This window comes from Stenotrophomonas sp. YJH_SMC_6 (genome assembly GCF_059371335.1).
The window spans coordinates 103633-125695 of sequence record NZ_JCAFUM010000010.1; the positions used below are offsets into that span (position 1 = coordinate 103633).

The window sequence follows — 22063 nt, forward strand, 5'->3', positions numbered from 1 at the left end:
GACCCTGCCGATCAGTCGTGCGTGGGCTGCCGTGCGGCGTGCCAGACCGCTGCGCCGAGCACGCCCAACTGGCCGTGCTCCACGCGCCATACCGGCACCTGGCGCAGCACCTCGGTCAGCACGCCCTTGTTGAGGAAGCGCTCACGGAAGCGGCCATCGGCCAGGAAATCCTGCACATGCGCGGAAATGCCTCCGGCCAGGTACACCGAACGTGCACCGACGGCGATCGCTGCGTCGCCGGCCAGGCTGCCCAGCCACGCACAGAACACCTGCAGTGTTTCCACGGCCAGCGCATCCTCGCCGCTGCGTGCGGCGCCGATCAGTGCCTCGGTGCTGGTCCACACCGGGGTGACGCCGCGCAGTTCGCACAGGCACGGATACAGGTTCATCAGGCCGCTGCCGGACAGCACGCGTTCGTTGTCCACGTGCGCCCAACGCTGCAGCAGCTTGCCCAGCACCTGCAGTTCCAGCGCGTTGCCGGCGCCGAGCGCGGCATGGCCGATCTCGCTGGCCAGCACCGGGCGCTCGCCGTCGGCAAAGCGCAGTGCGGCGCCCAGGCCGGTACCGGCACCCAGCACCAGCGCCGGGAATGCCTGCGCCGGATCAGCATCGCCGTTCAGCGGCACCAGCGTGTCCGGCTGCAGATAAGGGATGGCCAGCGCCACCGCCTCGAAATCGTTGATCAGCTGCAACTCGTGCAGCCCGGACTGCGCGCGGGTGGTCGACAGCAAGACCGTCCACGGCAGGTTGGAATTGATCAGCACATCGCCATCAAGCAGTCCGGCGATGGCCACCACCGCGGTCTGCACCGGCTGGCCAAGGCCTGCGGTGAAATCGGCCAGGATCGCCGCCAGGCTGGGATGCTCGGCGCAGGCGTAGGTGCGATGGTTGCCCAGCAGCGGCGCTTGGCCGGGTTGGGTTTCAGCCAGCGCAAGGCGGGCGAAGGTGCCGCCGACATCGGCAACGACCAGGCGGCGTGGAAGACCGCCGCGGGCGGAGTCGGAGGAAACCGGGGACGCTGCTGCGATGGTCACGCTGGCCTGCTTGGATCGATTGAATCGCCCCGATTCTCAGGCATCGGGGCGGCTTTGCCTAGCGCGCCGATGGTTCAGGTTGGCCTACATGCCTTCCTGTTCGGCCACCTGCACACCATCCACCAGCACTCGCAGCCGCTGCGGGCGGAAGCCGGCGAACAGCAGCGGCCGGGTGCGCTCGACCAGCACTTCATGGCCGGCGATGTGGCGCAGCCACGACTGTACCAGCGAGAACGAGAAGTGGGTGCCCGGATGCAGCGGGTGCTGCACCCAGACCGTCTCGGTGGCGCTCTGCAACTGCATCGCGCCGGTGAACCAGTGGCGGCTGAGGGTCACCGGCGTGGTGCCGGCCATGAAGCGGATATCCATGCGGGGTCCTTTCGCTGGAGCGGTGGTGTGCGGGGTCAGGGCTGGGCAGTCTGCAGGCTGTAGCTGGTGCTGGCGGTGAACACCGCGCCGTCGGGCTGGGTGGAGCGCACCTCGACCTTGTGGCTGCCCACGGCCAGATCGGTCGGCAGCGCGCCACGCCACAGGTGCGGCGATGCGGTGGCCTCCGGCGAGCGGTCGTAGCCACGCAGGCTGTCTGCAAGATCGTCGGCCACGTTCTCCACCATCAGGCGCGGATCGGGTTGGCTGACCTGCTTCATCGGCTGCCAGGCGCCTCCATCGACGCGGTACTCGACCACGCTGGCATCCTCACCCATGTAGACGTTGGCATAGATGCCCCAGGCCGGGTAGGCGCCCTGGCGCAGCACCTTCGGCGCATGCAGGCCGATCTGCTCGCTGGCCGGTTTTCCGGCCACGCGGTACTGCAGTCTGTAGCTGCCATTGCCGGCCACGTCGAGCAACGCATAGCCCTTCGGCGTGCCATCGCTCATGGTGCTGTCCGGCACGCCGGCGGCATTCTTCACGCCCGACCAGAACGCACCGCAGTTGGCGCCGACGTTGTATTCGTGCAGCGGCTTGTCGCCGTTCCAGCCCTCGGCCTTGCCATGGTAGACGTGCTGCTGGGTGTGGCTGTGGCCGCTGAGCACCAGCACGTTGCGGAAGTCCTTCAGCAGGTCGAACAGGCGCTGACGGTCGGCATGGCGGAAGGTCTCGCGTCCGGGCGCCGCGTCGAACAGCGGGATGTGCATGCCCAGCACCAGCAGGCGATCCTTGTGCAGGCCCTTCAGGTAGCTGGCGAGGAAGGCGAACTGGTCTTCGCGCAGGCCGCCGATGTACTTCGGCTTGGCCTTGGGGTCGTACACCACGTCGTCCAGGAACACGAAACTGGCGCCGCCCTCTTCCACCGCGTAGGTGTCCGGACCGTAGATGTTGCGCCAGCTGTCCAGCGAGTGTTCGTCGCTGACCGCGTCGAAGTCGAGATCGTGGTTGCCCGGCACATGGAACCACGGTACGCCAAGTCCGGTGGTGACCTTGTTGATCGCCGGATACAGGGTAAGGTCGTCGTTGACGATGTCACCCAGGGTGGTGCCCATGCGCGCCTTGGTCTGTCCCACCAATGGCGCGACGATCGACTGCTGGTAGTAGCCGATATCCTTCAGGCTGGCGGTCTGGGAGTCGGTGAATACCAGCATCTGGAAACCACGGCGGCTGTCATGGCGATCCGACTGCAGGGCGAAATCCCAGTTGCGGGTGACATCGCTGGTGGCGGCGATGCCACCGTACTTCAGCGCCGGCGAACCGTTCGGGCGATAGTGGCGCCAGAACGAAGGCAGGCCGTCGGCCGCTTTCGGGAAGGAATACGCATCGGGCTTGATCACGAACACGGTCTGGCCATCACGCACCGGCAGGCTGTAGCTGCCGTCTGCAGCCGTCTTGACGATGGCCTCGCCGTTGGAGACCTGCACGCCGGCCAGGCCCGGATCGGTCGCACCGCGGCCGGGTTTGCCGTCGCGCTCCAGATAGACCTTGCCGGTGACCACGGTATCCGCGGCCCAGGCCGGCGAGGTCAGCAACAGGCAGCACAGCCAGGCGGCAGGCAGTTTCATGGGCGGTCCGGGTAAAGAAAGACCGCCTATTGTAGATTCCGTTGATGACATCGCGCACGCGATGACGCATGCCGGTAGTGCCGGCCGCTGGCCGGCAGCCTCATGAACGTCGTGCATCCGGGGCTTGCCGGCCAGCGGCCGGCACTACCACACGTCAACGATGGCGTTTTTCCAGCACCGCGCGCGCATCAACCAGCGACAGCCCGCGCGCGCGCAGCAGCACCAGCAGGTGGTACAGCAGGTCCGAGGCCTCGCCCAGCAACGCCTCATCATCCTGCGCCACCGCCGCCAGGGCGGTCTCCACGCCCTCCTCGCCCACCTTCTGTGCGATACGGCGGATGCCGCCCTCGAACAGGCTGGTGGTGTAGCTGCCCGGCGGGCGTTGCGCCTCACGCATCGCCACCAGCTGGCCCAGCCCGCCCAGGAAATCCTTCGGCGCCTGGTCGAAGCAGCTCTCTGCACCGGTGTGGCAGGTTGGCCCCGCCGGCCGTGCCATCACCAGCAAAGTATCGGCATCGCAGTCGACGCTGATCGACTGCACCACCAACACGTTGCCGGACTGCTCGCCCTTGGTCCACAACCGTTGCTTGCTGCGGCTGAAGAAGGTCATGTGGCCGATGGCCAGCGTGGCCGCCAGCGATTCGGCGCTGACATAACCGAGCATCAGTACCTGCAGGGTATCGGCATCCTGAACCACCGCCGGCAGCAGGCCGTCACCCTTGGCCCAGTCCAGCGCCTGCAATGCGTCCAACGACGGCCTGACTTCAATAGACATCCCGCACCTCGATCTGCTGTCCGCGCAGGTAGCGCTTCAATTCTGGAATGGCGATGGCGCCGCTGTGGAACACGCTGGCGGCCAGCGCGCCGTCGACGTCGGCCTGGTCGAAGGCTTCGGCGAAGTGCTCCATCGCACCGGCACCGCCCGAGGCGATCAACGGTACCTGGCACAGTGCCCGCGCCTGTTGCAGCTGCACGACATCGTAGCCACGGCGCACGCCATCGCTGTCCATGCAGTTCAGTACGATCTCGCCCGCGCCACGCCGTTGTGCTTCGACGATCCAGTCCAGGGTGCGCAGCGGCACCGCCTGGGTCTTATCCGGATCGCCGCTGAAACGACGCACCCGCCATTGCCCGTCGGCCTCGCGCACCGAATCGACGCCCACCACCACGCACTGCACGCCGAACTCGTCCGCCAGCTCGGTGATCAGCTCCGGGCGCCCCAGCGCCGGCGAGTTGATCGACACCTTGTCGGCACCGGCAAACAGCACGCGGCGCGCGGTTTCCACACTGTCGATGCCACCGGCCACGCAGAACGGAATGTCGATCAATCGTGCGATGCGCTCGATCCACGCCACGTCGACCGAACGCGCCTCGGGGCTGGCGCCGATGTCATAGAACACCAGCTCGTCCGCCCCCTGGTCGCGATAGCGCTGCGCCAGCTCGGCGATGTCGCCCATGTCGACGTGGTCGCGGAAGCGCACGCCCTTGACCACGCGGCCATCGCGCACGTCCAGGCAGGGAATGATGCGGCGGCTCAACATGCCAGTGCCTCCGCCAGGTCCATGCGCTGCTCCAGCAGTGCCTTGCCGAGAATCGCACCGCCGCAGCCGGCGGCACGGGCCTCGGCCACATCGGCTACGTCACGGATGCCACCGGACGCCTGCACCGCCACACCCGGCAACAAGCCGGACAGGTGCCAATAGAGGTCGATATTGGGCCCGGCCAGCATGCCGTCACGGGCGATGTCGGTGCACAGCAGGTGGCGCATGCCGGCGCGCGCGTAGCGCTGGGCCAGGTCATCCAGGGTCACTCCGGCGTTCTCGGTCCAACCGTGCACCGGCAATTGCCACTGCCCCTGTGCGTCCTGGCGCGCGTCCAGCGCAACCGTGATGCGATCGGCGCCGAATTCCTCCAGCCAGCCGACCACTTCATCGGGGCGACGCACCGCCAGCGAGCCGACCACCACGCGACCGGCGCCGGCATCGAGGATGCGCGCCACATCGTCGCGGCCGCGCACGCCACCGCCGGTCTGCACCTGCAGCGATGTCTGCGCGCGGATCGACGACAGTAGCGGCGCCAGCGTATAGCCACCGGCGCGCGCAGCGTCCAGATCGACCAGATGCATCCACTGCGCACCCTGCGCGGCGAAGGCCTGCGCGCGTGGCAACGGATCGTCGCCATACGAGGTTTCCTGCGCGTAGTCGCCCTGGCGCAGCCGCACCACGCGGCCGTCGCGGATATCCAGCGCGGGGTAGACGATGAAACTCATGCAGCAGTGCCCTCGAGAAAATTGCGCAGCATCAGCGAGCCGGTCTCGCCGGAGCGCTCGGGGTGGAACTGTGCGCCGTAGTAACGCCCCTGCTCCACCACGGCAGTGAACAGGCCGCCGTGGTCGCAGGCAGCGACGGTGTGGGTATTGAGGGGCGCGGCGTAGCTGTGCACGAAGTAGGCGCTGGCACGCTCCGGCACGCCGCGCAGCAGCAGCGATTCGCGCAGCGGCAGCAGGCGGTTCCAGCCCATGTGCGGCACCCGGATGCCGCAGGCCGGCACCAGCTTGCGCACCACGCCGGGAATCAGTCCCAGTGTCTCCACACCCGCCTCCTCGGAGCGTTCGAACAGCAGCTGCATGCCCAGGCAGATTCCCATCAGCGGCACCTCCAGTCGCTGCAGCGGTTCCACCAGGCCTTGCGCATGCAGGTGTTGCATGCCGGGACCGGCGGCGCCGACGCCGGGCAGGATCACCCGCTGCGCACCGACCAGACCGTCCGCATCGCGCACCAGCCGCACAGTCGCACCCAGGCGCTCCAGTGCGTAGCGCACCGAGCCCAGGTTGGCGCCGCCGGCATCGATCAGCGCAACGTCACTCACAGCGCCCCCTTGGTGCTCGGCAGTGCCGTGCCCTGCCGGGCCAGCGCCGGACGCAGCGCGCGGGCCAGGGCCTTGAAGCACGCCTCCACCTTGTGGTGATCGTTGTCGCCGCGTACCTGCAGGTTGAGGTTCAGGCCGCTGGCATCGCACAGCGAGCGGAAGAAATGCGGCACCAGCTCGGTCGGCATATCGCCCACGCGTTCGCGCTTGAACTCGCCCTCGAACACGAAGTACGGGCGGCCACTGAAGTCCAGCGCAGCGCTGGCCAGCGTCTCGTCCATCGGCAGGGTGAAACCGTAGCGGCCGATGCCGCGCTTGTCGCCCAGCGCCTCGCGCAGCGCCTGGCCCAGGGCCAGCCCCGTATCCTCGATGGTGTGGTGTTCGTCGATGTGCAGGTCACCCTCGGCCTGGATGTCCAGCGCGAAGCCACCGTGCTTGCCGATCTGTTCCAGCATGTGGTCGAAGAACGGCAGGCCGGTGGAGATGCGTGCATCACCCGCGCAATCCAGGTCCAGTTCGACGCGGATCTTCGTTTCTTTCGTGTTGCGCTGGACCACGGCGGTGCGCGGCGCATCGGCCAGCGCATGGGCAATGCCCGGCCAATCCCACTCGCCACCAAACTGCGCGGTGCGCAGCTGGAAACCGCGGATGTTGAGGTTGTCGGCAAACTGCAGGTCGGTGATGCGATCGCCGACCATGCCCGAACGCGCCCAGTCGATGCTGCGGTCCTGCAGATAAGCCGTCATCAGTCCGATGCCCGGCTTGCGGGTCGGCGCATTGTCGTGCGGCCAGCTGCAGTCGATCAGCACGTCACGGAAAGTGATGCCCTGGCTTTCGAAGATCTGCAGCATCAGCTCGTTGGGGCCATCGAAGCTGGCACGCGGGTAGCTGTCGCTGCCCAGGCCATCCTGGTTGGTGACGATCACGAACTGGTAGCCGGCATCCCGCAGCTTCAGCAGCGCCGGGATCACCTGCGGCACGAAGCGCAGCTTCTCGTAGGCGTCGATCTGGAAATCGGACGGCTCCTCGATGAGGGTGCCGTCGCGGTCGATGAACAGGATCGGGGTCATGCTGCGGCCCTCCGCGCCGACAGGGCCGCGAGCACGCGGTCATTCTCTTCCGGGCTGCCGATGCTGATGCGAAGCGCATCGCCCAGCTGCGGCGCGGCGCGCTGGTCGCGCACCACCACCCCTGCAGCAAGCAGCGTATCGAACGCCGCCTGCGCATCGGCGAAGCGGACCAGCAGGTAGTTGCCGGACGAGGCGTACACCCGGCGTACACCGGGCAGGCTGGCCAGTGCCGTTCGCAGGCGTTCGCGCTCGGCGATGACCGTGGCCACGCGCTCGGCGGTGCGTGCCAGCGCGGCCGGCTGCAGGGCCTGCACGGCCAGTTCCGCGCACGGGGTCGGCACCGGATACGGCGCCTGGCAGCGGCGCAGCACGGCAATCAGTTCCGGCGCGGCGATCAGCGTTCCAATGCGCGCGGCCGCGAGTGCGTGTGCTTTCGACAGCGTGCGCAGCACCGCCAGGTTGGCGTGCACGGCCAGCAACGTGGTCGCCGACGGACGCTGCGCGTACTCGACATAGGCCTCGTCCACCACCACCAGTGCCTGCCCGCGCAACGCAACCGCCACCCGTTCGACCTCGTCCAGGGCGATATCACTGCCGGCCGGGTTCGACGGTGCGCACAGGAACACCAGCTTGGCATTGCGCGCCCTGGCGGTGTCGATCACCGCATCCAGATCGGCGCGCAGGCCATCCTCGCTGTCCACCAGCGGCACTTCAATCAATGCGGCGCCCTGCAGGCGTGCGCAGACGGCGTACATGCCGAACACCGGCGGCGTGACCAGTACGCCATCGCGGCCCGGCACGCACAGGGCACGCACCAGCAGATCAATGGCTTCGTCGCTGCCGCGACCGATCAGCAGCTGCTGTGGCGTCACGCCGTACAGCGCCGCAAGTCCCTCGCGCAATGCCAACGGCTGCGGTTCGGGATAGCGCCGGCTGCTGCCCGCGGCATCAGCGGGATTGGCCCAGGCCGATTCATTGGCGTTCAACCAGACCTCGCCCTGCACCGCCGCACTGCGCGCCGAGCTGTAGCCGGCGAAGGCCTGCAGATCCGGGCGAACCAGTGCCAGCACATCATCGATAGCCGCGTTCATGCTGCCACCTCCATGCGCACTGCGACCGCACGTTCATGTGCATCCAGGCCTTCGGCACTGGCGATGATGCGCGCGCAGCCGCCAATCGCTGCCAGGCCGGCGGCGCTGGCGCTCTGCACGCTGATCAGGTTCTGGAAGCTGGCCACACTGACACCACTGTAGGCGCGTGCGGCACCCGCGGTGGGCAGCACGTGGTTGGTGCCGCTGCAGTAGTCGCCCAGTGCCTCGGGGGTGTAATCACCCAGGAACACCGAGCCGGCCGCCTGCACCTTGTCCAGCCACGCACGCGGATCACGCAATGCCAGGATCAGGTGCTCCGGTGCATAGCGGTTGCTGATCGCGAAGGCTTCGTCCAACGAGTCGACCTGGATCAGCCGCGAGGCCGACAGCGCCTGGCGTGCGATCTGCTGGCGCGGCAGCAAGGCCACCTGGCGCTCGACTTCGGCCTCGACCGCCGCCAGCATCGCGGTATCGTCGGTCAGCAGCAGCACCTGCGAATCCGGGCCGTGCTCGGCCTGCGACAGCAGGTCGGCTGCAACGAACGCCGGGTTTGCACCTGCATCGGCAATCACCAGCACTTCGGAGGGACCGGCCGGCATGTCGATGGCGGCGGCGCCGTCCTGTGCGACCTGCTGCTTGGCTTCGGTCACGAAGCTGTTGCCCGGCCCGAACAGCTTGTCACAGGCCGGAATGCTGGCCGTGCCGTAAGCCATCGCAGCGATGGCCTGGGCGCCGCCCAGCTTGAACACGCGCTGCACGCCGGTCAGGCGTGCGGCCACCAGCACCGCAGGATCGGCCGTGCCGTCGGCGCGTGGCGGCGTGCACAGCACCACCTGCGGGCAGCCGGCCAGCTGCGCGGGCACGCCCAGCATCAACGCGGTGGACGGCAGCGGTGCGCTGCCGGCCGGCACGTACAGGCCGACGCGGCCGATCGGGCGCAGCATGCGTTCGCAGACCACGCCCGGTGCGGTTTCCACGGCATACCGCGTACCCATGCCGGCGGCGTGGAAGCGGGCGATGCGTTCGGCAGCTTCGACCATCGCCTGGCGCAGCTCGGCGGGGACGGCGGCATCGGCCGCTGCGAACTCGGCTTCGCTCACTTCGAACGATGGCAGCTCGACGCCGTCGAAACGTGCGGTAATCGCACGTAGCGCGTCATCGCCCTGCCCGCGCACCTGTGCAATCAGCGTAGCCACCGCATCGCGGGTCTGCTGCGCCACGGTCTGCACCGGGCGGGTCAGTGCCGCACTGCGCGCGGCCTCATCAAGTCGGGACCAGATCAGACGGTTCATGCCAGCGACCGCTCCACGCTCAGTACCATCAAGCCCTGCGCGCCGGCGCGCTCGAGTTCCTCCATGCGCTGCCAGCTCAGCGGGCCCGGGCACATGGTCTGCAGGCGCAGTGCGCCGCCGTCGGCCGGCAGCCGCACCAGCGGCTCGGCATCGGCCAGCAGCTGCGCCAGCGCGTCGACGCGATCCTCGCTGGCGCGGAACATCAACAGCTTGCGGTCCTGGCGCTGCACCACGCCGTCGAGGCGGCGCAGCAGCATCGCGCGCAGCGATGCACGTGCATCATCCGGCACGCGCACCGCACCGGCCAGCACCGCCTCGCTGTCGAGCAGGTTGTGCACCGGGGTCAGCTGGTTGGCGCGCAGCGTGGCGCCGCTGGAGACCAGATCGCAGATCAGGTCGGCGGTACCCAGGCGCGGGGCGATTTCCACCGACCCGGACAGCTCGACCACCTGTGCGTCCACGCCCTGTTCGGCCAGCCATTGCTTGAGGATGGCCGGGTAGCTGGTGGCGATGCGGGCACCGGCCAGCTGCGCCGGTCCCTGCCACTGCCACTCCTCGGGTACCGCCAGCATCAGCCGGCACTGGCCAAAGCCCAGTCCGCGCAGTGCCTGGTAGGCATCCGGCAGGCCGATCTGGCGACGTGCCGCAGCCTGCTCGTCCAGCTCGTTGCGGCCGACGATGCCGAGGTCGCAGACGCCGTCGGCGATCAGGCCGGGGATGTCGTCGTCGCGCACCAGCAGCAGGTCCACCGGCAGCGATTCGCCGTAGCAGAACAGCTTGTCGCGGCTCTCGCGCCAGCTCAGGCCGCAGGCGCTGAGCAGGTTGCGCGCGGGTTCGGCCAGCCGGCCACTCTTCTGGATGGCGATACGCAGCCGGTCTCGTGCCGGCGCTGCCTGGGTTGCACTCATGGGGGAGGTCTCGAAGTTCGGAACGGGGCGCGGATCAGCGCGAAGCAAGGCGGTCGATGGCGGCGGCATAGCCTCGATGGCCATGCTCGAGCGTTCGCGCCACCCGTCCGGTGGTGGTCACGCTGACCCCGGTGCGCTCGTGGATCTCGCGATACGGCACGCCCTGCTGCAGCAGCGGCACCACCTTCCAGCGGTCGGCCATGGCTTCCAGCTCGGCCGGTGTGCACAGATCGCGCAGGAAGGCCTCGACCTGTTCCGGCTCGCGCAGGGCGGCAAAGGCCCGGGCCAGGGCTTCAAGGTCGGCCTTCGGGTCTTTGGCGGCAATTTCGGGGCGGGCTTTCACGGGGTCGTTTCCATGCATCAATGTAATAGCGCGTTAGTACATTAGCGCATTCTTGCGCGGTGCGTCAAATGCAGGGTTTGGGGCGGCAGGGCAGCTGCCCCGCACCCACAGAGGGCGGAGCATCGGCACAGCTGGGTTCCGGACCGACCCCGCCCTCGACAGGTGGTCGCGAGCTGTCGGGACGGCTGGGGTCGGATCTGTTTTCCAGAGGAAAACGGCTCTGACCCCGGAACGGGGCCCGGAAACGAAAACGCCCACCGGTTGGTGGGCGTTTCGTTGAAGCGCTGCATGCTGCCAGGGGCCGTTACATCACCTTCGATTGCTCCAGCTCGACCTGCAGGGTGCTGGCCAGCTCGTCGCGGGAGACTTCGAACTGCTGCTCGCGCAGCAGGTCCTTCACTGCCACCACGCCGCGCGCCAGCTCGTCCTCGCCGGCCAGCACCACGAAGCGGATGCCGGCCTTGGCGGCGTACTGGAACTGCTTGCCGATCTTCTTCGGCTCCATCTGCACTTCGGTATTGATGCCACCGGCGCGCAGGCGGCGCGCGATGTCCAGCGACTGCGGCATGCCCTGCTCGTCCATCAGCGCCACCAGCGCCTGCACGCTGCTGCCCTCGATGCCATCGATCAGGCCGGCTTCGCGCAGCTGCCAGAACAGGCGCGACAGGCCGATGGAGATGCCCACGCCCGGCAGCTTCGACTTGCTGTAGTGGCTGGCCAGGTCTTCGTAGCGGCCGCCCGAGCAGATCGAACCGATCTGCGGGTGGTCGGTCAGCGTGGTCTCGTAGACGGTGCCGGTGTAGTAGTCCAGGCCGCGCGCAATGGAGAAATTCAGGCAGTACGCGGTTTCCGGCACGCCCAGCGCCTGCACCAGCTGCAGCACTTCGCGCAGTTCGGCGACGCCGGTACGCAGGATCTCCGAAGAACCGGCGTCGGCTTCAAGCGTGGCCAGCTGCGCCAGTGCATCGGCATGGCCCTGCGAACGCACGGCCACGAACGCCAGGATCTTCTCGACCTGCTCGGCCGGAATCTCGAAGCCCTCGCCCACCAGCGTCTCGCGCACGTAATCGGCGCCGCGCTTGTCCAGCTTGTCCACTTCGCGCAGCACTGCCAGCTGGCGCTCGCCCTCGGCCACGCCCAGGCTCTCGAAGAAGCCACGCATCAGCTTGCGGTTGTTCAGCTGGATGCTGAAGTCACCGATGCGCAGTTCCGAGAACACCGCGTGGATGACCGCCAGCACTTCGGCGTCGTATCGCACGCTCAGGCTGTCCTTGCCGATCACGTCGATGTCGCACTGGTAGAACTCACGGAAGCGGCCGCGTTGGGCGCGCTCGCCGCGGTACACCCGCTGCATCTGGTAGCGACGGAACGGGAAGGTCAGTTCATGCTCGTGCTCGGCCACGTAGCGCGCCAGCGGCACGGTCAGGTCGAAGCGCAGCGCCATTTCCGGCAGCGAACGGTCACCCGATTCGGCGGCGTTGGCCAGCGCACCGGTGGACTGCACGAAATACACCTGGCGCTCGGTCTCGCCACCGGACTTGGTCAGCAGCACGTCGGACAGCTCGAACACCGGCGTCTCCACCGGCAGGAACCCGAAGCGCTCGTAGTTGCGACGGATCACGTCCAGCATGCGCTGGAACGCAATCTGCTCGCGCGGCAACAGTTCAAGGGTGCCGGGCGGGGTACGGGGCTTGATCACGGGCGGAACTCCTGCTGGAACGGGACGTGGGAGGGGGCGACATTCTAGCGCCCCCGCCTCGGGCAGGGTCGAACGGCCGCTTGAAGTATCATAAGGCCCTCCCCGCCCGCGATACGCCCCCGCAACATGTCACGGCCTTCCGGCGCTCCGCCCGCCACCAACGATCCCGCCTCGCCGTCCTGCAACACGCTGGACTGCCTGCACTGCTCGGTTCGCCACCTTGCGGTGTGCTCGGCGCTGTCGCCCGATGAAGTGCAGGCACTGGAACAGGTCACCGTTTCCCAGCAGGTCAGCATGGGCAGTACCCTGGCCCGCACCGGCGAAGAGCGCGACCATGTCTATACATTGACCGGCGGTGCCCTGCGCCTGGTGCGCACCCTGGCCGATGGCCGCCGCCAGATCAATGGCTTCGTGCTTCCTGGCGACTACCTGGGCCTGAGCGGCAGTGACCACCACCGCTACGATATCGAGGCCATCGCAGACAGCCGCGTATGCCGTGTCGCGCTGCCGCAGATGAAGGCGCTTCGCAGCCGTTTCCCGCACCTGGAACGCAAGCTGCTGCAGCGTGCCTGCCAGGAGCTGGACGCCGCCCAGGATGCCGCGCTGGCACTGGCGCGGCTGCAGCCGGCCGAGAAAGTGGCCGACTTCCTGCTGCGCCTGGCCGCGCGCGAGGCCAAGCTGGGTGGCGATGGCCTGCGCGTCTCGCTACCGATGGGGCGTGGCGACATCGCCGACCATCTGGGCCTGACCATGGAAACGGTCAGCCGTACCTTCACCAAGCTGCGCCAGCAGGGGTTGATCGCCCTGCCCCACCTGAACGTGGTGGAGATCCTCGACGAGGACGGGTTGCGCACGCTGGCCGGTGAAGGGTTGATCTGACCGCATCGCGGTTGGCTGGGTTGCCGGCCAGCGGCCGGCACTACCAGGTGGACGCAGCACGGGTAGTGCCGGCCGCTGGCCGGCAACCACGTCCATCTCCGATCAACGCAGCAACACCTCGCGCAACGCCGCATACTCCGCGGCCAACGGTTCCGCGTGCGCGGGCCGCTGCAGCAACGCATCCAGCGCAGGCGGCACCGCCACCGTTTCGCCGATCAGCGGCTCGACCACGGCCTCGAACTTGGCCGGGTGCGCCGTGGCCACCACCGCCCAGTCGCCCTTGGCGCCGCGCGCACGCAGGTCCTGCAGCACCTTCACCGCTGTGGCCGTATGCGGGCAGAACAGTTCGCCGTTGCTGGCATGCGCCGCCGCAATCGTCGCGCGGATGGTCACGTCATCCACCGCGAACGCGCGGAACGCAGCGCGCAGCTCGGCGTCATCTCCGAGGTAAAGCCAGCGCAGGCGTTCAAAGTTGCTGGGCGCCCCCACATCCATTGCGTTGGCAACCGTGGCCACACTGGCCTGCGGCTGATAGTCGCCACCGTTGAAGTACGCCGGCAGCACCGCATTGGCATTGGTCGCCAGCACGATCTGCCCGATCGGAACGCCCAGCGCGCGCGCCAGCACTGCGGCCATCGCATTGCCCAGATTGCCGGTCGGCACCACCAGGTTGAGCCGACGACGATGCGCTGCGTAATGGGTCAACGCCGCATGTGCGTAGTAACTCATCTGCGGCAGCAGCCGGCCCAGGCTGATGCTGTTGGCCGAGCTGAGCGGCACCTGCGCCTGCAGGTCACGGTCGGCCAGCGCCTGCTTGACCATGGCCTGGCAATCGTCAAACGCCCCGGCCACACGCAGCGCCTGGATGTTGTCGCCGAAGCAGCCAAGCTGATGCGCCTGGCGCGGTGACACGCGGCCATCCGGGTACAGCACCACCACACGCACGCCCGGCTGGCGGTGGAAGGCTGCCGCCACGGCGGCACCGGTATCGCCAGAGGTGGCGACAACGATCGTCAGGTCGCGGTCCTTGCCGGCCTGCAGCCGCGACAGTGTTCCGGCCAGGAAGCGCGCACCGATATCCTTGAACGCCGCCGTCGGCCCATGGAACAGCTCCAGCACATGGTCACCGCCGCCCAGTGCACGCAGCGGCACCGGAAAGTCGAACGCCTCGCGGCAGATCGATGGCAGCGCCGCCTCCAGAGCATCACCTGCGAAGAACGGTGCCAGCAGATCGGCGGCGGTATCGGCCAGCGTTGCGCCGGCCCGCAGCTCACGTGGCGCCGGCAGCACCTGCGGAACATACAGCCCTCCATCGGGCGCCAATCCTGCAGCGATCGCCGCACTGAGGCCAACGGCCGGGGACTGACCCCGGGTCGAAACAAATTGCATGGGTTCGGTATCCAGTAAAGGGGAAGGATTCAGCACAAGCGGGCTCCCGCTGCATCCAGCGGCGACACCCAGGCATCGCTGTCGAAACCGGCGGCGGCAAATGCCGCCTGCACCGGTGCGGCAGCGGCGCGGGCCTGGTCGGCGTCCTCGAACCAGGCGAACACGCTGGGTCCGGCACCGGAGATGCCCGCACCCATTGCATGGGCCGACAGCGCCGCATCGCGGGCTGCTTCGAAACCTGCAATCAGGCCGGCCCGCCGTGGTTCGACCAGCACATCGCGCAATCCAGCCCGCACCAGCGCCGCATCACTACGATGGCAACCACTGAGTACCAGCGCGAGGTTCGCACTCTGTGCCACGAATTCACCCAGCGCGTAGCTGCCCTGCAGCACCTGGCGCGCACGGCGTGTTTCCAGCACCGCGTGCGGATGCACCAGCAGGCTGTGCCAGGCCGCCGGCACAGGAATTGGCAGCAGGCGGTCGGCCGTACACAGCGCAAGACCACCCAGCAGCAGCGGCCCCACGTTGTCGCCGTGGCGGCCACCGCTGGCCACTGCCTCGCCATCGAGCGCAAACGGATACAGCGCCTCACGCGACAGCGGTGCATCCAGCAGCGCGTTGCCGGCAACCAACGCCGCAACGCATGACGCTGCCGAACCGCCCATGCCGGAACCGAACGGAATGCCCTTGTCGATCTCCACCGCGAATCCGAAATCCAGGCCCAGGCCTTCGCGCAGTGACGTCAGCGCAGCGCCGGCGGTGTTCCCGGCTGCCTCCAGCGGCAGCTCGACCGCACTGCCACGGATCGCCTCGATGCGCACCAGCGGTTCATCGATGCGGCGCACGGTCACGGTATCGCCAACACCGGCGATGGCATGACCAAGAATGTCGAAGCCCACCGCCACGTTGGCCACCGAGGCCGGCGCGAACGCACGTGCGATCACAGGCGCGCTCCTTCACCGGCCGCGACCCGCAGCAGGTCGGCAAACACACCGGCGGCGGTGACTTCCGGGCCGGCCCCCGGACCCTGCACCACCAACGGGTTGTCGCAGTAGCGACGGGTACGGAACTGCACCACGTTATCGGTCAACCGAAGGTTGGCGAAGGCGTGGTCGGTGGGCAGTTCCTGCAGGCCCACCGAGGCACCGTCAGCGCCCAGCCGTGCCACGTAGCGCAGCACCGCGCCACGCGCCCGCGCGTCCTGCAACCGCTGCAACAGGCTGGCATCGGACTCGCCCAGCCGCGCCATGAAGTCATCCACGCTGCCGTCGCGCAGCAGCGCCGGCACCAGGCTTTCCACCTGTACCTGTTCCAGGCTGAGCGCGTGGCCGGCCTCGCGGGCGAGGATCACCAGCTTGCGCGCCACGTCCACGCCCGAAAGATCATCGCGCGGGTCCGGCTCGGTGTAGCCCATCGACCGCGCCTGCGCGACCAGCTGCGAGAACGGCTGACTGCCGTCGAAGCGGTTGAACAGCCACGCCAGCGTGCCGGAGAAGATGCCTTCGATCGCCAGCACCTCGTCGCCCGTATCGACCAGATCACGCAGCGTGGTGATCACCGGCAGGCCCGCGCCCACCGTGGCTTCGTAGCGGAAGCGCGCACCACTGGCCGCCGCAGCAGCACGGATGCGCTGGTAGCGCGGCAGCGGGCCAGCACCGGCCTGCTTGTTCGGGGTCACCACGTGGATGCCGGCAGCCAGCCAGCCCTCATAGCGCTCGGCCACGTCGGCGCTGCCACTGCAGTCGATCACCACCGCATGCGGCAGGTGCGCGGCCAGCAGATGTTCGGTGAAGCGATCCAGGTCGCTGGGCTCGCCCGGGTCCTGCAATGCCTCCCGCCAATCGGCGTGCAGGCCATCCACTTCCAGCCGCATGCGCGAACGCGAGGCCAGCGCGCGCAGGCGAAGATCCACATTGGCCTTGGCCAGCAGCTGCAGGCGGGCCGCCAGCAGCTGGTCCAGCAGTGCCGCGCCGACGTTGCCCGGCCCGATCACGCCGACCGCGAACGTCTGCGGCGACAGCCAGAAGCCCGCATGTGCGGCCCGCAATGCGCGGGTGGCATCGGCACTGTCCACCGCCACAGAAATATTGCGCTCCGACGAGCCCTGCGCGATCGCCAGGATGTTCACCTGCGCGCGTCCCAGCGCCTCGAACAGGCGCGCCGCCACACCGGGCTGGCCGGCCATGCCGTCACCCACTGCCGCCAGCACGCTGACGCCCTCACTGACCTGCACGCGCTGCACCTGCCCTACCGACAGTTCATGCGCGAACGCGTGCAGCAGTGCCTCACGGCCACGCGCCGCTTCGGCAGCGCGCACCACGCAGCAGATCGAATGCTCTGACGAACCCTGCGAGATCATCACCACCGACACCTGCGCCTGGCGCAGCGCCGCGAACACGCGCTCGGCGGTACCGGGCACGCCGATCAGGCCGGTGCCTTCCAGGTTCAACAGGGACAGCCCGGGGCTCAGGGTCAGGCCCTTCACCGGCCCGCGCGGCGAGCGCTCGGCGCTGATGCGCGTCCCCGGATGCGCCGGCTGGAACGTATTGCGGATGAAGATCGGCAGGCCGAGGCGGATGGCCGGCGACATCGTCTGCGGGTGCACCACCTTGGCGCCGAAATAAGCCAGTTCGCAGGCCTCGTCGTAGCTCAGTGACTCCAGTTGCACCGCCTCGGGCACCAGCCGCGGGTCGGCCGACAGCACGCCGTCGACGTCGGTCCAGATGTGCAGTTCATCGGCCTTGAACAACGCGGCGAAGATCGCGCCGGAATAGTCGCTGCCGTTGCGGCCGAGCGTGGTGATGCGGCCATGGCGGTCACGGGCAACGAAACCGGTGGCGACCAGGCGCATCTGCGGATGCCGCAGGCGCCACTTGGCCAGGCGGTCCGCGCTGGACTCCCAGTCGACATCCACGCCCAGTTCGCCATGCCCGACCACCAGCACGTCGCGTGCATCGAGTACCGCACAGTCTTCGCCCAAGGCACGCAGGTGGGTGCCAAGCAGTTGCGCGGAGAATACTTCGCCCAGGCCCTGCACGCGGTCGAGCACTTCGCGCGGCAGCTCGCCGATCACCGCCAGCGCCGCAAGCACTTCTGCCAGTTGATCGAAGCGGGCATCGATCCATTCGACGGTCTCGCCCACCTGCTCGCCCAGCAGGGCCACGGCGGCGCCACGGTGACGCGCGCGCAGCGCATGCCAGGCCTCGCGCCAGGCTTCGTCGCCCTTGGCCGCCAGCTGGGCCAGCTCGATCAGCGCGTCAGTGACGCCCTTCATTGCCGAAACGACAGTGACCTGCAGCGATTCGGGACGGGCCAGCAGCAGGCCCGCGACATGGCGGTAGCGTTCGGCATCGGCCACCGAGGTGCCGCCGAACTTGTGCACGACGATGGACGGTGCAGCCAGATCGGCCGGGGCAACGGGATGAGCGGGGGCGTGGGAAGACATGCAGACCTCGGCAGGAGGCCCCGTCGCATGCAGGTGTCGAGTTTCCCCGCCACCTGTATGGTGCGGGGCCGTGGTTTTCGGGAGTTACACGAAGACGACGGGCCGCACCAGGGCAGTGGTGACGGTGGTGGTGGTAATGGTGGTGGTGGCGACCGGCGCAGTCGAACGGCCCGCGGTAGCGGGAGCGATCAGGCTGGCGTGGGCGGCATCAAGAACCATGACGCACAGAAAACACTGTGCGCCGGCCTGCTGTCAAGTGCTGCGATGCAAAAAACCAGTGCCGCGATCATCGCTCAACGTGCCGGCATTTGGTTGCATCTGAGACCAAGGCAGCATCAGCACGCTTGACGCACGCATTCAGCCGGCATGTTCGGCGATCGCCCGTGGACTACGATGGGCATGCGCGCACAGCATCACGCCGGCCACCAGGAACACGATCGCCAGCGCTTCCAGCAGCGAAGGCCAGCGCTGCTGCCAGGCGAAGGCATACGCCAGCGCGAACAGCGTCTCGAACACGATCATCTGGCCGGTCAGGGTCAGCGGCAGCAGGCGGCTGGCGCGGTTCCAGAACGCATTGCCGAGGATCGAGGCCACCACCGCCACACCGGCACTGATTGCCCAGAAACCACTCCACTGCGCCGCCGTGTGCCCGCTGGTGTGGCCGATGAAGGCCATCGGCACCAGCAGCAGGGCCAGGCCGCCGGTGGTGACGCCGGTCAGCAGCGACCAGTTGTGGCTGGACAAGTCCGGTCGACGCGCCAGCCAGCGGCTGTTGCCGATCGAGTACAACGCCCACGAGAACAGCGCGCCGAACGCGCACAGCAGGCCGATCAGGCGCTGCCGCCACGGGGTTGCCAGGTGCTCGGACATCAGTGCTTCCCAACCAACCAGGGCCACGCCCAGCACGCACAGGCCCAGTGCCGGCAGCAGCTGTTTCAAAGGCACTGCACCCTGTTCGCGCACGCCGACCAGGGTGACCACCACCGGAATCAGGCCGACAATCAGCGACGCCGCCGCACCGCCAGCCCACTGCACCGCCGTGGCCAGCAGCAGGAAGTACACCAGGTTCCCGGCCAGGCTCAGCCACAGCAGCCCGATCCATTCGGCGCGACCCAGCTGCGGTGCCAGCCGCTTCCAGCGCGGGAGCAGCAGTACTACGGCGATCAGGCCGTAGACCAGATAGCGGCCGGCCGACAATTGCAGGGCGTTGAACGACTGCAGCACGGCGGGCGCGAGGAAAACCACGCCCCACAGCGCGCCAGCGGCCACGCCATTGGCGATGCCCAGGGCCATCGGGTTGTTGCGCATTCGGGTTCTTCGGGGGGAGAGAACAGGCCGCGCAGTGTAAGCGCTGGCCAGCGGGCGCTCTTGACCGAGGCTATTGCCCTGACCGGCCGCGCGTGCGCAAAGCCGAGCGTGGCTCGACCCTACAGTCCGGCGCCCCGGCGCCACGCTGCGGGAGTCTGGCCGCACTCGCGGCGCAGCGCACGGGTCAGTGCGCTCTGCTCGGAATAGCCCGCGGCCAGCGCGATATCGCTGATCGGCGCCACGCTGGTGCGCAGCTGGTGCTTGGCCCAACGCAACCGGCTTGCGCTGAGCCAGGCCTGCGGGCTGAGCCCGAACTCCTGCCGGAACAGCGCATGCAAACGGCTCTCGCTGACCCCGACGAACGCCGCCATGCGCGCCACCGGCCACGCCTGCCCGGGGTCGGCCTGGACCGCCGCACACAGACCCTGCATGCGCGCGCCACTGCCAGCAGGTGCAAATACCTGCAGCAACTGCGGCAGCAGCGCCGGCATCGACTGCCCTGCCTGCACCTCAGCCAGGCGTCGGCGCAATGCCAGCGGCAGATACAGCCAGCGCTGCCGGCAGAGATGCTCCTGCGTGCCGTCATCAAGTACGCCCGGAGGACAGTCAACGATCACGAAACCATTGGGACCATCAGCCATCTGGTCATGCGCCTCACCGGCGGCCACGAATGCCCCCTGCAGCACGTCCAGCCGACCTCCGCGACCTTCCATTTCGAACTGCAGTTCACCCTGCACTGGCAGCACCCACTGCGCGTAGTCATGGCGGTCCAGGCCGGTAGCCTGGCCGTAGTGCCGCAGATGGAAGATGGCGCCCATCCGGGCAGTGTGCGCGTGTAACAACGGCCGTGCAAACCGTTGCTATAGTCGATCCGTCATCCAACGCAGGGAGTGCAGGACATGACCCATCAGCAGGTGTCCCTGGTGCTCGCCACCAGCCTCGGCCTGGTGCTCGCAGCTTCGGTCTCCGCACAGGAGCGTACGCCACCGGCTCCGCACTGCATGGACGCTGTCGGCGTACAGGAAGTGGAGCAGGCATCACCGCGCTCGATCGCACTGCGCGCCGCCTCCGGCCAGCCCTTTCGGATCGACTTCAACGAAGATTGCCCCGGCGTCCGCGGTGCCACCTCGCTGAAACTGGAAGCCCCCGCCGGCTGGGCCTGCGGCCGCCCCAGCGAACGCGTCGTGGTCGACGGCCGCCGATGCACCATCAGCGCGGTCACCCCGCTGCAGAATCGCGACTATGCCAGCGTCGCCCGCGACAGCGACCGCCTGCGCACCGCTACCCTGCCTGCCGTGACCATCCGCGAACGCAAGGAGGTGCGTCGCAGCTTCGGCGGCTCACCGTCCTACTGCTTTGCCACGCGCAACGTGCGTGCCTGGTCATCCGACCCGCAGGGCATGCTGGTGGAGACCAATCCGCGCCGCAATGGCGGCCATCGCTACTACCGGGTCGAACTCGGCAGCCACTGCCGCCAGCTCGACCGCGCGCCGCAGCTGAGCTTCCACTCGGGCCTGCAGAACGGCCTGATCTGTGGCAATCCCGGCGATCGGATCATGACTGCCGAATTCGAGACAAACGATCTGCGCGGTGAAAGCATCGCCCCGCTGCCGCAGTACACGCGCGGCAGCTGCACGATCCAGGCGGTCTACCCGGCCTCCAGCCAGGCGTCGAACTAACCGTCGACGCCGAGGAAGGCGAACGGTGCGCTGGGCACGAACTGGCCCAGTGCATCACCGGCGAAGGTATTGCGCTGGTCCTTGCCGAGGTCGAGCTTGAGCACCTTGCCGGCGAAATCGACCTTGTTCAGATCGACCCAGAAGGTGTTCGGGGTCAATGCCGATTCGAAGAAGTACAGCCGCCGCTTGTGGTCGGCCACGGTGCGCCAGCGCGTGGATGAGATGTTCGGCTCACCCGGCGTGGTGATGCCATACGGCACCGACGCGTTGCGGATCACGCTGAACACACTGGCCAGGGCCTCCACCGGATCCTCGGCCTTGGGAATGGCGTTGATGTAGAACGAGGCGCGCGCGAAACGGTCAGCAGAGCGGTTGGTGCCCGGCAGCATCACCGTGCCGCCGATCTGCTGCCAGTAGCTGTTGAGCGCCAGCTGCTGCTCGAAGATCGGCGAATTGGTCATTACCTGGTAGCGCCGGTCATGGTGGATCACCTGGCGCCCGCCGATGTACTCGACGATGGCACTGTCGCCGCTGGCATCGGACAGCGACAGGTGCAGCGTCGCCTGCCGATCTTCACCGGGCACCTTGTCGGTGACGATCGAGTACGGCTCGCGCTTCAACGCGGCGACCGCCTCTTCCACGGTAGCGAAGTTGTCCAGCACATACTGCGCCCACAGCGAAATCGCCAGACCCGGCTTGTTGCCACGCTGCTGCGGATACTCCGATTCGACCAGCCACAGCAGGTTGGCCACCAGGCCCTTTTCGTTCATGCCATCGGTGGTCGACACGTCGTAGCCGGTGGCCACCACCGAGCCGTAGCGCGCGGTCCACGCCAGCGACTTCGGGCCGGCCTGGCCGGTGCGCGCAATGCCGCGCGGCAGTATGTAGAGGTTGGTCGCCACATCGACCTTCCAGTCCATCGAGCGCGCGGTGATCACATCGCCGTTGTCACCCAGGTACACCGCGCGCGTGCAGGCCAGTGCCGGTGCCACGGCTGCGGCCAGCGCGACCGCCAGCATTCCCCTTCCCATCCACTTCATCCGTGCCATGTCGTTGCACTCCTT

At 68.1% G+C, this 22063-nt stretch carries 22 protein-coding genes; 3 read left to right on the forward strand and 19 right to left on the reverse strand.

From position 1 onward, the window contains the following. Nucleotides 1-11 precede the first annotated feature (11 nt). The 13 genes from AC5P9N_RS12810 to hisS all read right to left on the reverse strand — a co-directional run bounded on the left by AC5P9N_RS12810 (nt 12) and on the right by hisS (nt 12299). Nucleotides 12-1034, reverse strand: a complete 1023-nt coding sequence (locus AC5P9N_RS12810) for a glucokinase family protein (RefSeq protein ID WP_024956876.1) — start codon at nt 1032-1034, stop codon at nt 12-14. An 84-nt stretch (nt 1035-1118) separates the two neighbouring features. After that, nucleotides 1119-1403 (reverse strand): hypothetical protein, encoded by a 285-nt coding sequence (locus AC5P9N_RS12815; protein ID WP_012480039.1) that lies wholly within the window; start codon nt 1401-1403, stop codon nt 1119-1121. Between the two features lie 35 nt (nt 1404-1438). Then, nucleotides 1439-3028: a calcineurin-like phosphoesterase C-terminal domain-containing protein gene (locus AC5P9N_RS12820; protein ID WP_049461190.1), complete on the reverse strand. Its 1590-nt coding sequence runs from the start codon at nt 3026-3028 to the stop codon at nt 1439-1441. Between the two features lie 154 nt (nt 3029-3182). Further along, nucleotides 3183-3803, reverse strand: coding sequence for a bifunctional phosphoribosyl-AMP cyclohydrolase/phosphoribosyl-ATP diphosphatase HisIE (hisIE, locus tag AC5P9N_RS12825; RefSeq protein WP_099485076.1), 621 nt, complete (start codon nt 3801-3803; stop codon nt 3183-3185). Further along, nucleotides 3793-4569, reverse strand: coding sequence for an imidazole glycerol phosphate synthase subunit HisF (gene hisF / locus AC5P9N_RS12830; RefSeq protein ID WP_005409431.1), 777 nt, complete (start codon nt 4567-4569; stop codon nt 3793-3795). Before hisF ends, hisIE begins: the two co-directional genes overlap by 11 nt. After that, entirely contained in the window at nt 4563-5297 is a 735-nt protein-coding gene (gene hisA, locus AC5P9N_RS12835) for a 1-(5-phosphoribosyl)-5-[(5-phosphoribosylamino)methylideneamino]imidazole-4-carboxamide isomerase (protein WP_065183922.1), read from the reverse strand. The genes hisF and hisA overlap by 7 nt, the downstream gene beginning before the upstream one ends. Next, nucleotides 5294-5896: an imidazole glycerol phosphate synthase subunit HisH gene (hisH, locus tag AC5P9N_RS12840; RefSeq protein ID WP_087803382.1), complete on the reverse strand. Its 603-nt coding sequence runs from the start codon at nt 5894-5896 to the stop codon at nt 5294-5296. Before hisH ends, hisA begins: the two co-directional genes overlap by 4 nt. Continuing rightward, nucleotides 5893-6966 carry a bifunctional histidinol-phosphatase/imidazoleglycerol-phosphate dehydratase HisB gene (hisB, locus tag AC5P9N_RS12845; protein WP_005409428.1) on the reverse strand — a complete coding sequence of 358 codons (1074 nt, stop codon included), beginning with the start codon at nt 6964-6966 and terminating at the stop codon, nt 5893-5895. Before hisB ends, hisH begins: the two co-directional genes overlap by 4 nt. Further along, nucleotides 6963-8057, reverse strand: coding sequence for a histidinol-phosphate transaminase (hisC, locus tag AC5P9N_RS12850; RefSeq protein ID WP_005409427.1), 1095 nt, complete (start codon nt 8055-8057; stop codon nt 6963-6965). Before hisC ends, hisB begins: the two co-directional genes overlap by 4 nt. Next, nucleotides 8054-9349, reverse strand: coding sequence for a histidinol dehydrogenase (hisD, locus tag AC5P9N_RS12855; RefSeq protein ID WP_049461200.1), 1296 nt, complete (start codon nt 9347-9349; stop codon nt 8054-8056). Before hisD ends, hisC begins: the two co-directional genes overlap by 4 nt. After that, nucleotides 9346-10257, reverse strand: a complete 912-nt coding sequence (gene hisG, locus AC5P9N_RS12860; protein WP_012480030.1) for an ATP phosphoribosyltransferase — start codon at nt 10255-10257, stop codon at nt 9346-9348. Before hisG ends, hisD begins: the two co-directional genes overlap by 4 nt. A gap of 34 nt (nt 10258-10291) precedes the next feature. Further along, complete coding sequence (locus AC5P9N_RS12865; RefSeq protein ID WP_005416326.1) at nt 10292-10600, reverse strand: YerC/YecD family TrpR-related protein; 309 nt, start codon at nt 10598-10600, stop codon at nt 10292-10294. A gap of 304 nt (nt 10601-10904) precedes the next feature. Next, entirely contained in the window at nt 10905-12299 is a 1395-nt protein-coding gene (gene hisS / locus AC5P9N_RS12870) for a histidine--tRNA ligase (protein WP_005413164.1), read from the reverse strand. 126 nt (nt 12300-12425) lie between these two features. Between hisS and AC5P9N_RS12875 the strand changes: the two genes are divergently transcribed. After that, on the forward strand, nt 12426-13178 hold the full coding sequence (locus tag AC5P9N_RS12875; protein ID WP_005409422.1) for a Crp/Fnr family transcriptional regulator: 753 nt from the start codon (nt 12426-12428) through the stop codon (nt 13176-13178). Between the two features lie 102 nt (nt 13179-13280). On the opposite strand, the gene thrC is transcribed toward AC5P9N_RS12875, so the two are convergent. From thrC to thrA, 3 genes are read right to left on the reverse strand one after another with little or no spacing between them, the layout of a single operon-like run. Beyond that, nucleotides 13281-14567: a threonine synthase gene (gene thrC / locus AC5P9N_RS12880; protein ID WP_049461202.1), complete on the reverse strand. Its 1287-nt coding sequence runs from the start codon at nt 14565-14567 to the stop codon at nt 13281-13283. 29 nt (nt 14568-14596) lie between these two features. Further along, nucleotides 14597-15511, reverse strand: coding sequence for a homoserine kinase (locus AC5P9N_RS12885; RefSeq protein ID WP_005409420.1), 915 nt, complete (start codon nt 15509-15511; stop codon nt 14597-14599). Beyond that, nucleotides 15508-18012 carry a bifunctional aspartate kinase/homoserine dehydrogenase I gene (thrA, locus tag AC5P9N_RS12890; protein WP_099485201.1) on the reverse strand — a complete coding sequence of 835 codons (2505 nt, stop codon included), beginning with the start codon at nt 18010-18012 and terminating at the stop codon, nt 15508-15510. Before thrA ends, AC5P9N_RS12885 begins: the two co-directional genes overlap by 4 nt. 27 nt (nt 18013-18039) lie before the next feature. Here thrA and AC5P9N_RS12895 point away from each other — a divergent pair, with 27 nt between their 5' ends. Further along, nucleotides 18040-18360: a hypothetical protein gene (locus AC5P9N_RS12895; RefSeq protein ID WP_162292024.1), complete on the forward strand. Its 321-nt coding sequence runs from the start codon at nt 18040-18042 to the stop codon at nt 18358-18360. Nucleotides 18361-18369: 9 nt separating this feature from the next. Here AC5P9N_RS12895 and AC5P9N_RS12900 read toward each other — a convergent pair whose 3' ends face one another. Then, a complete protein-coding gene (locus tag AC5P9N_RS12900) occupies nt 18370-19320 on the reverse strand; it encodes a DMT family transporter (protein ID WP_099485200.1) in 951 nt (316 codons plus the stop codon). Between the two features lie 119 nt (nt 19321-19439). Then, a complete protein-coding gene (locus AC5P9N_RS12905) occupies nt 19440-20138 on the reverse strand; it encodes a helix-turn-helix domain-containing protein (protein ID WP_060380061.1) in 699 nt (232 codons plus the stop codon). Nucleotides 20139-20219: 81 nt separating this feature from the next. On the opposite strand from AC5P9N_RS12905, the gene AC5P9N_RS12910 reads away from it, so the two are divergent. Next, entirely contained in the window at nt 20220-20999 is a 780-nt protein-coding gene (locus tag AC5P9N_RS12910) for a DUF6491 family protein (protein ID WP_099485199.1), read from the forward strand. Here AC5P9N_RS12910 and AC5P9N_RS12915 read toward each other — a convergent pair. Next, nucleotides 20996-22048: a linear amide C-N hydrolase gene (locus AC5P9N_RS12915; RefSeq protein WP_012480021.1), complete on the reverse strand. Its 1053-nt coding sequence runs from the start codon at nt 22046-22048 to the stop codon at nt 20996-20998. The genes AC5P9N_RS12910 and AC5P9N_RS12915 overlap by 4 nt on opposite strands. Nucleotides 22049-22063 lie beyond the last annotated feature (15 nt).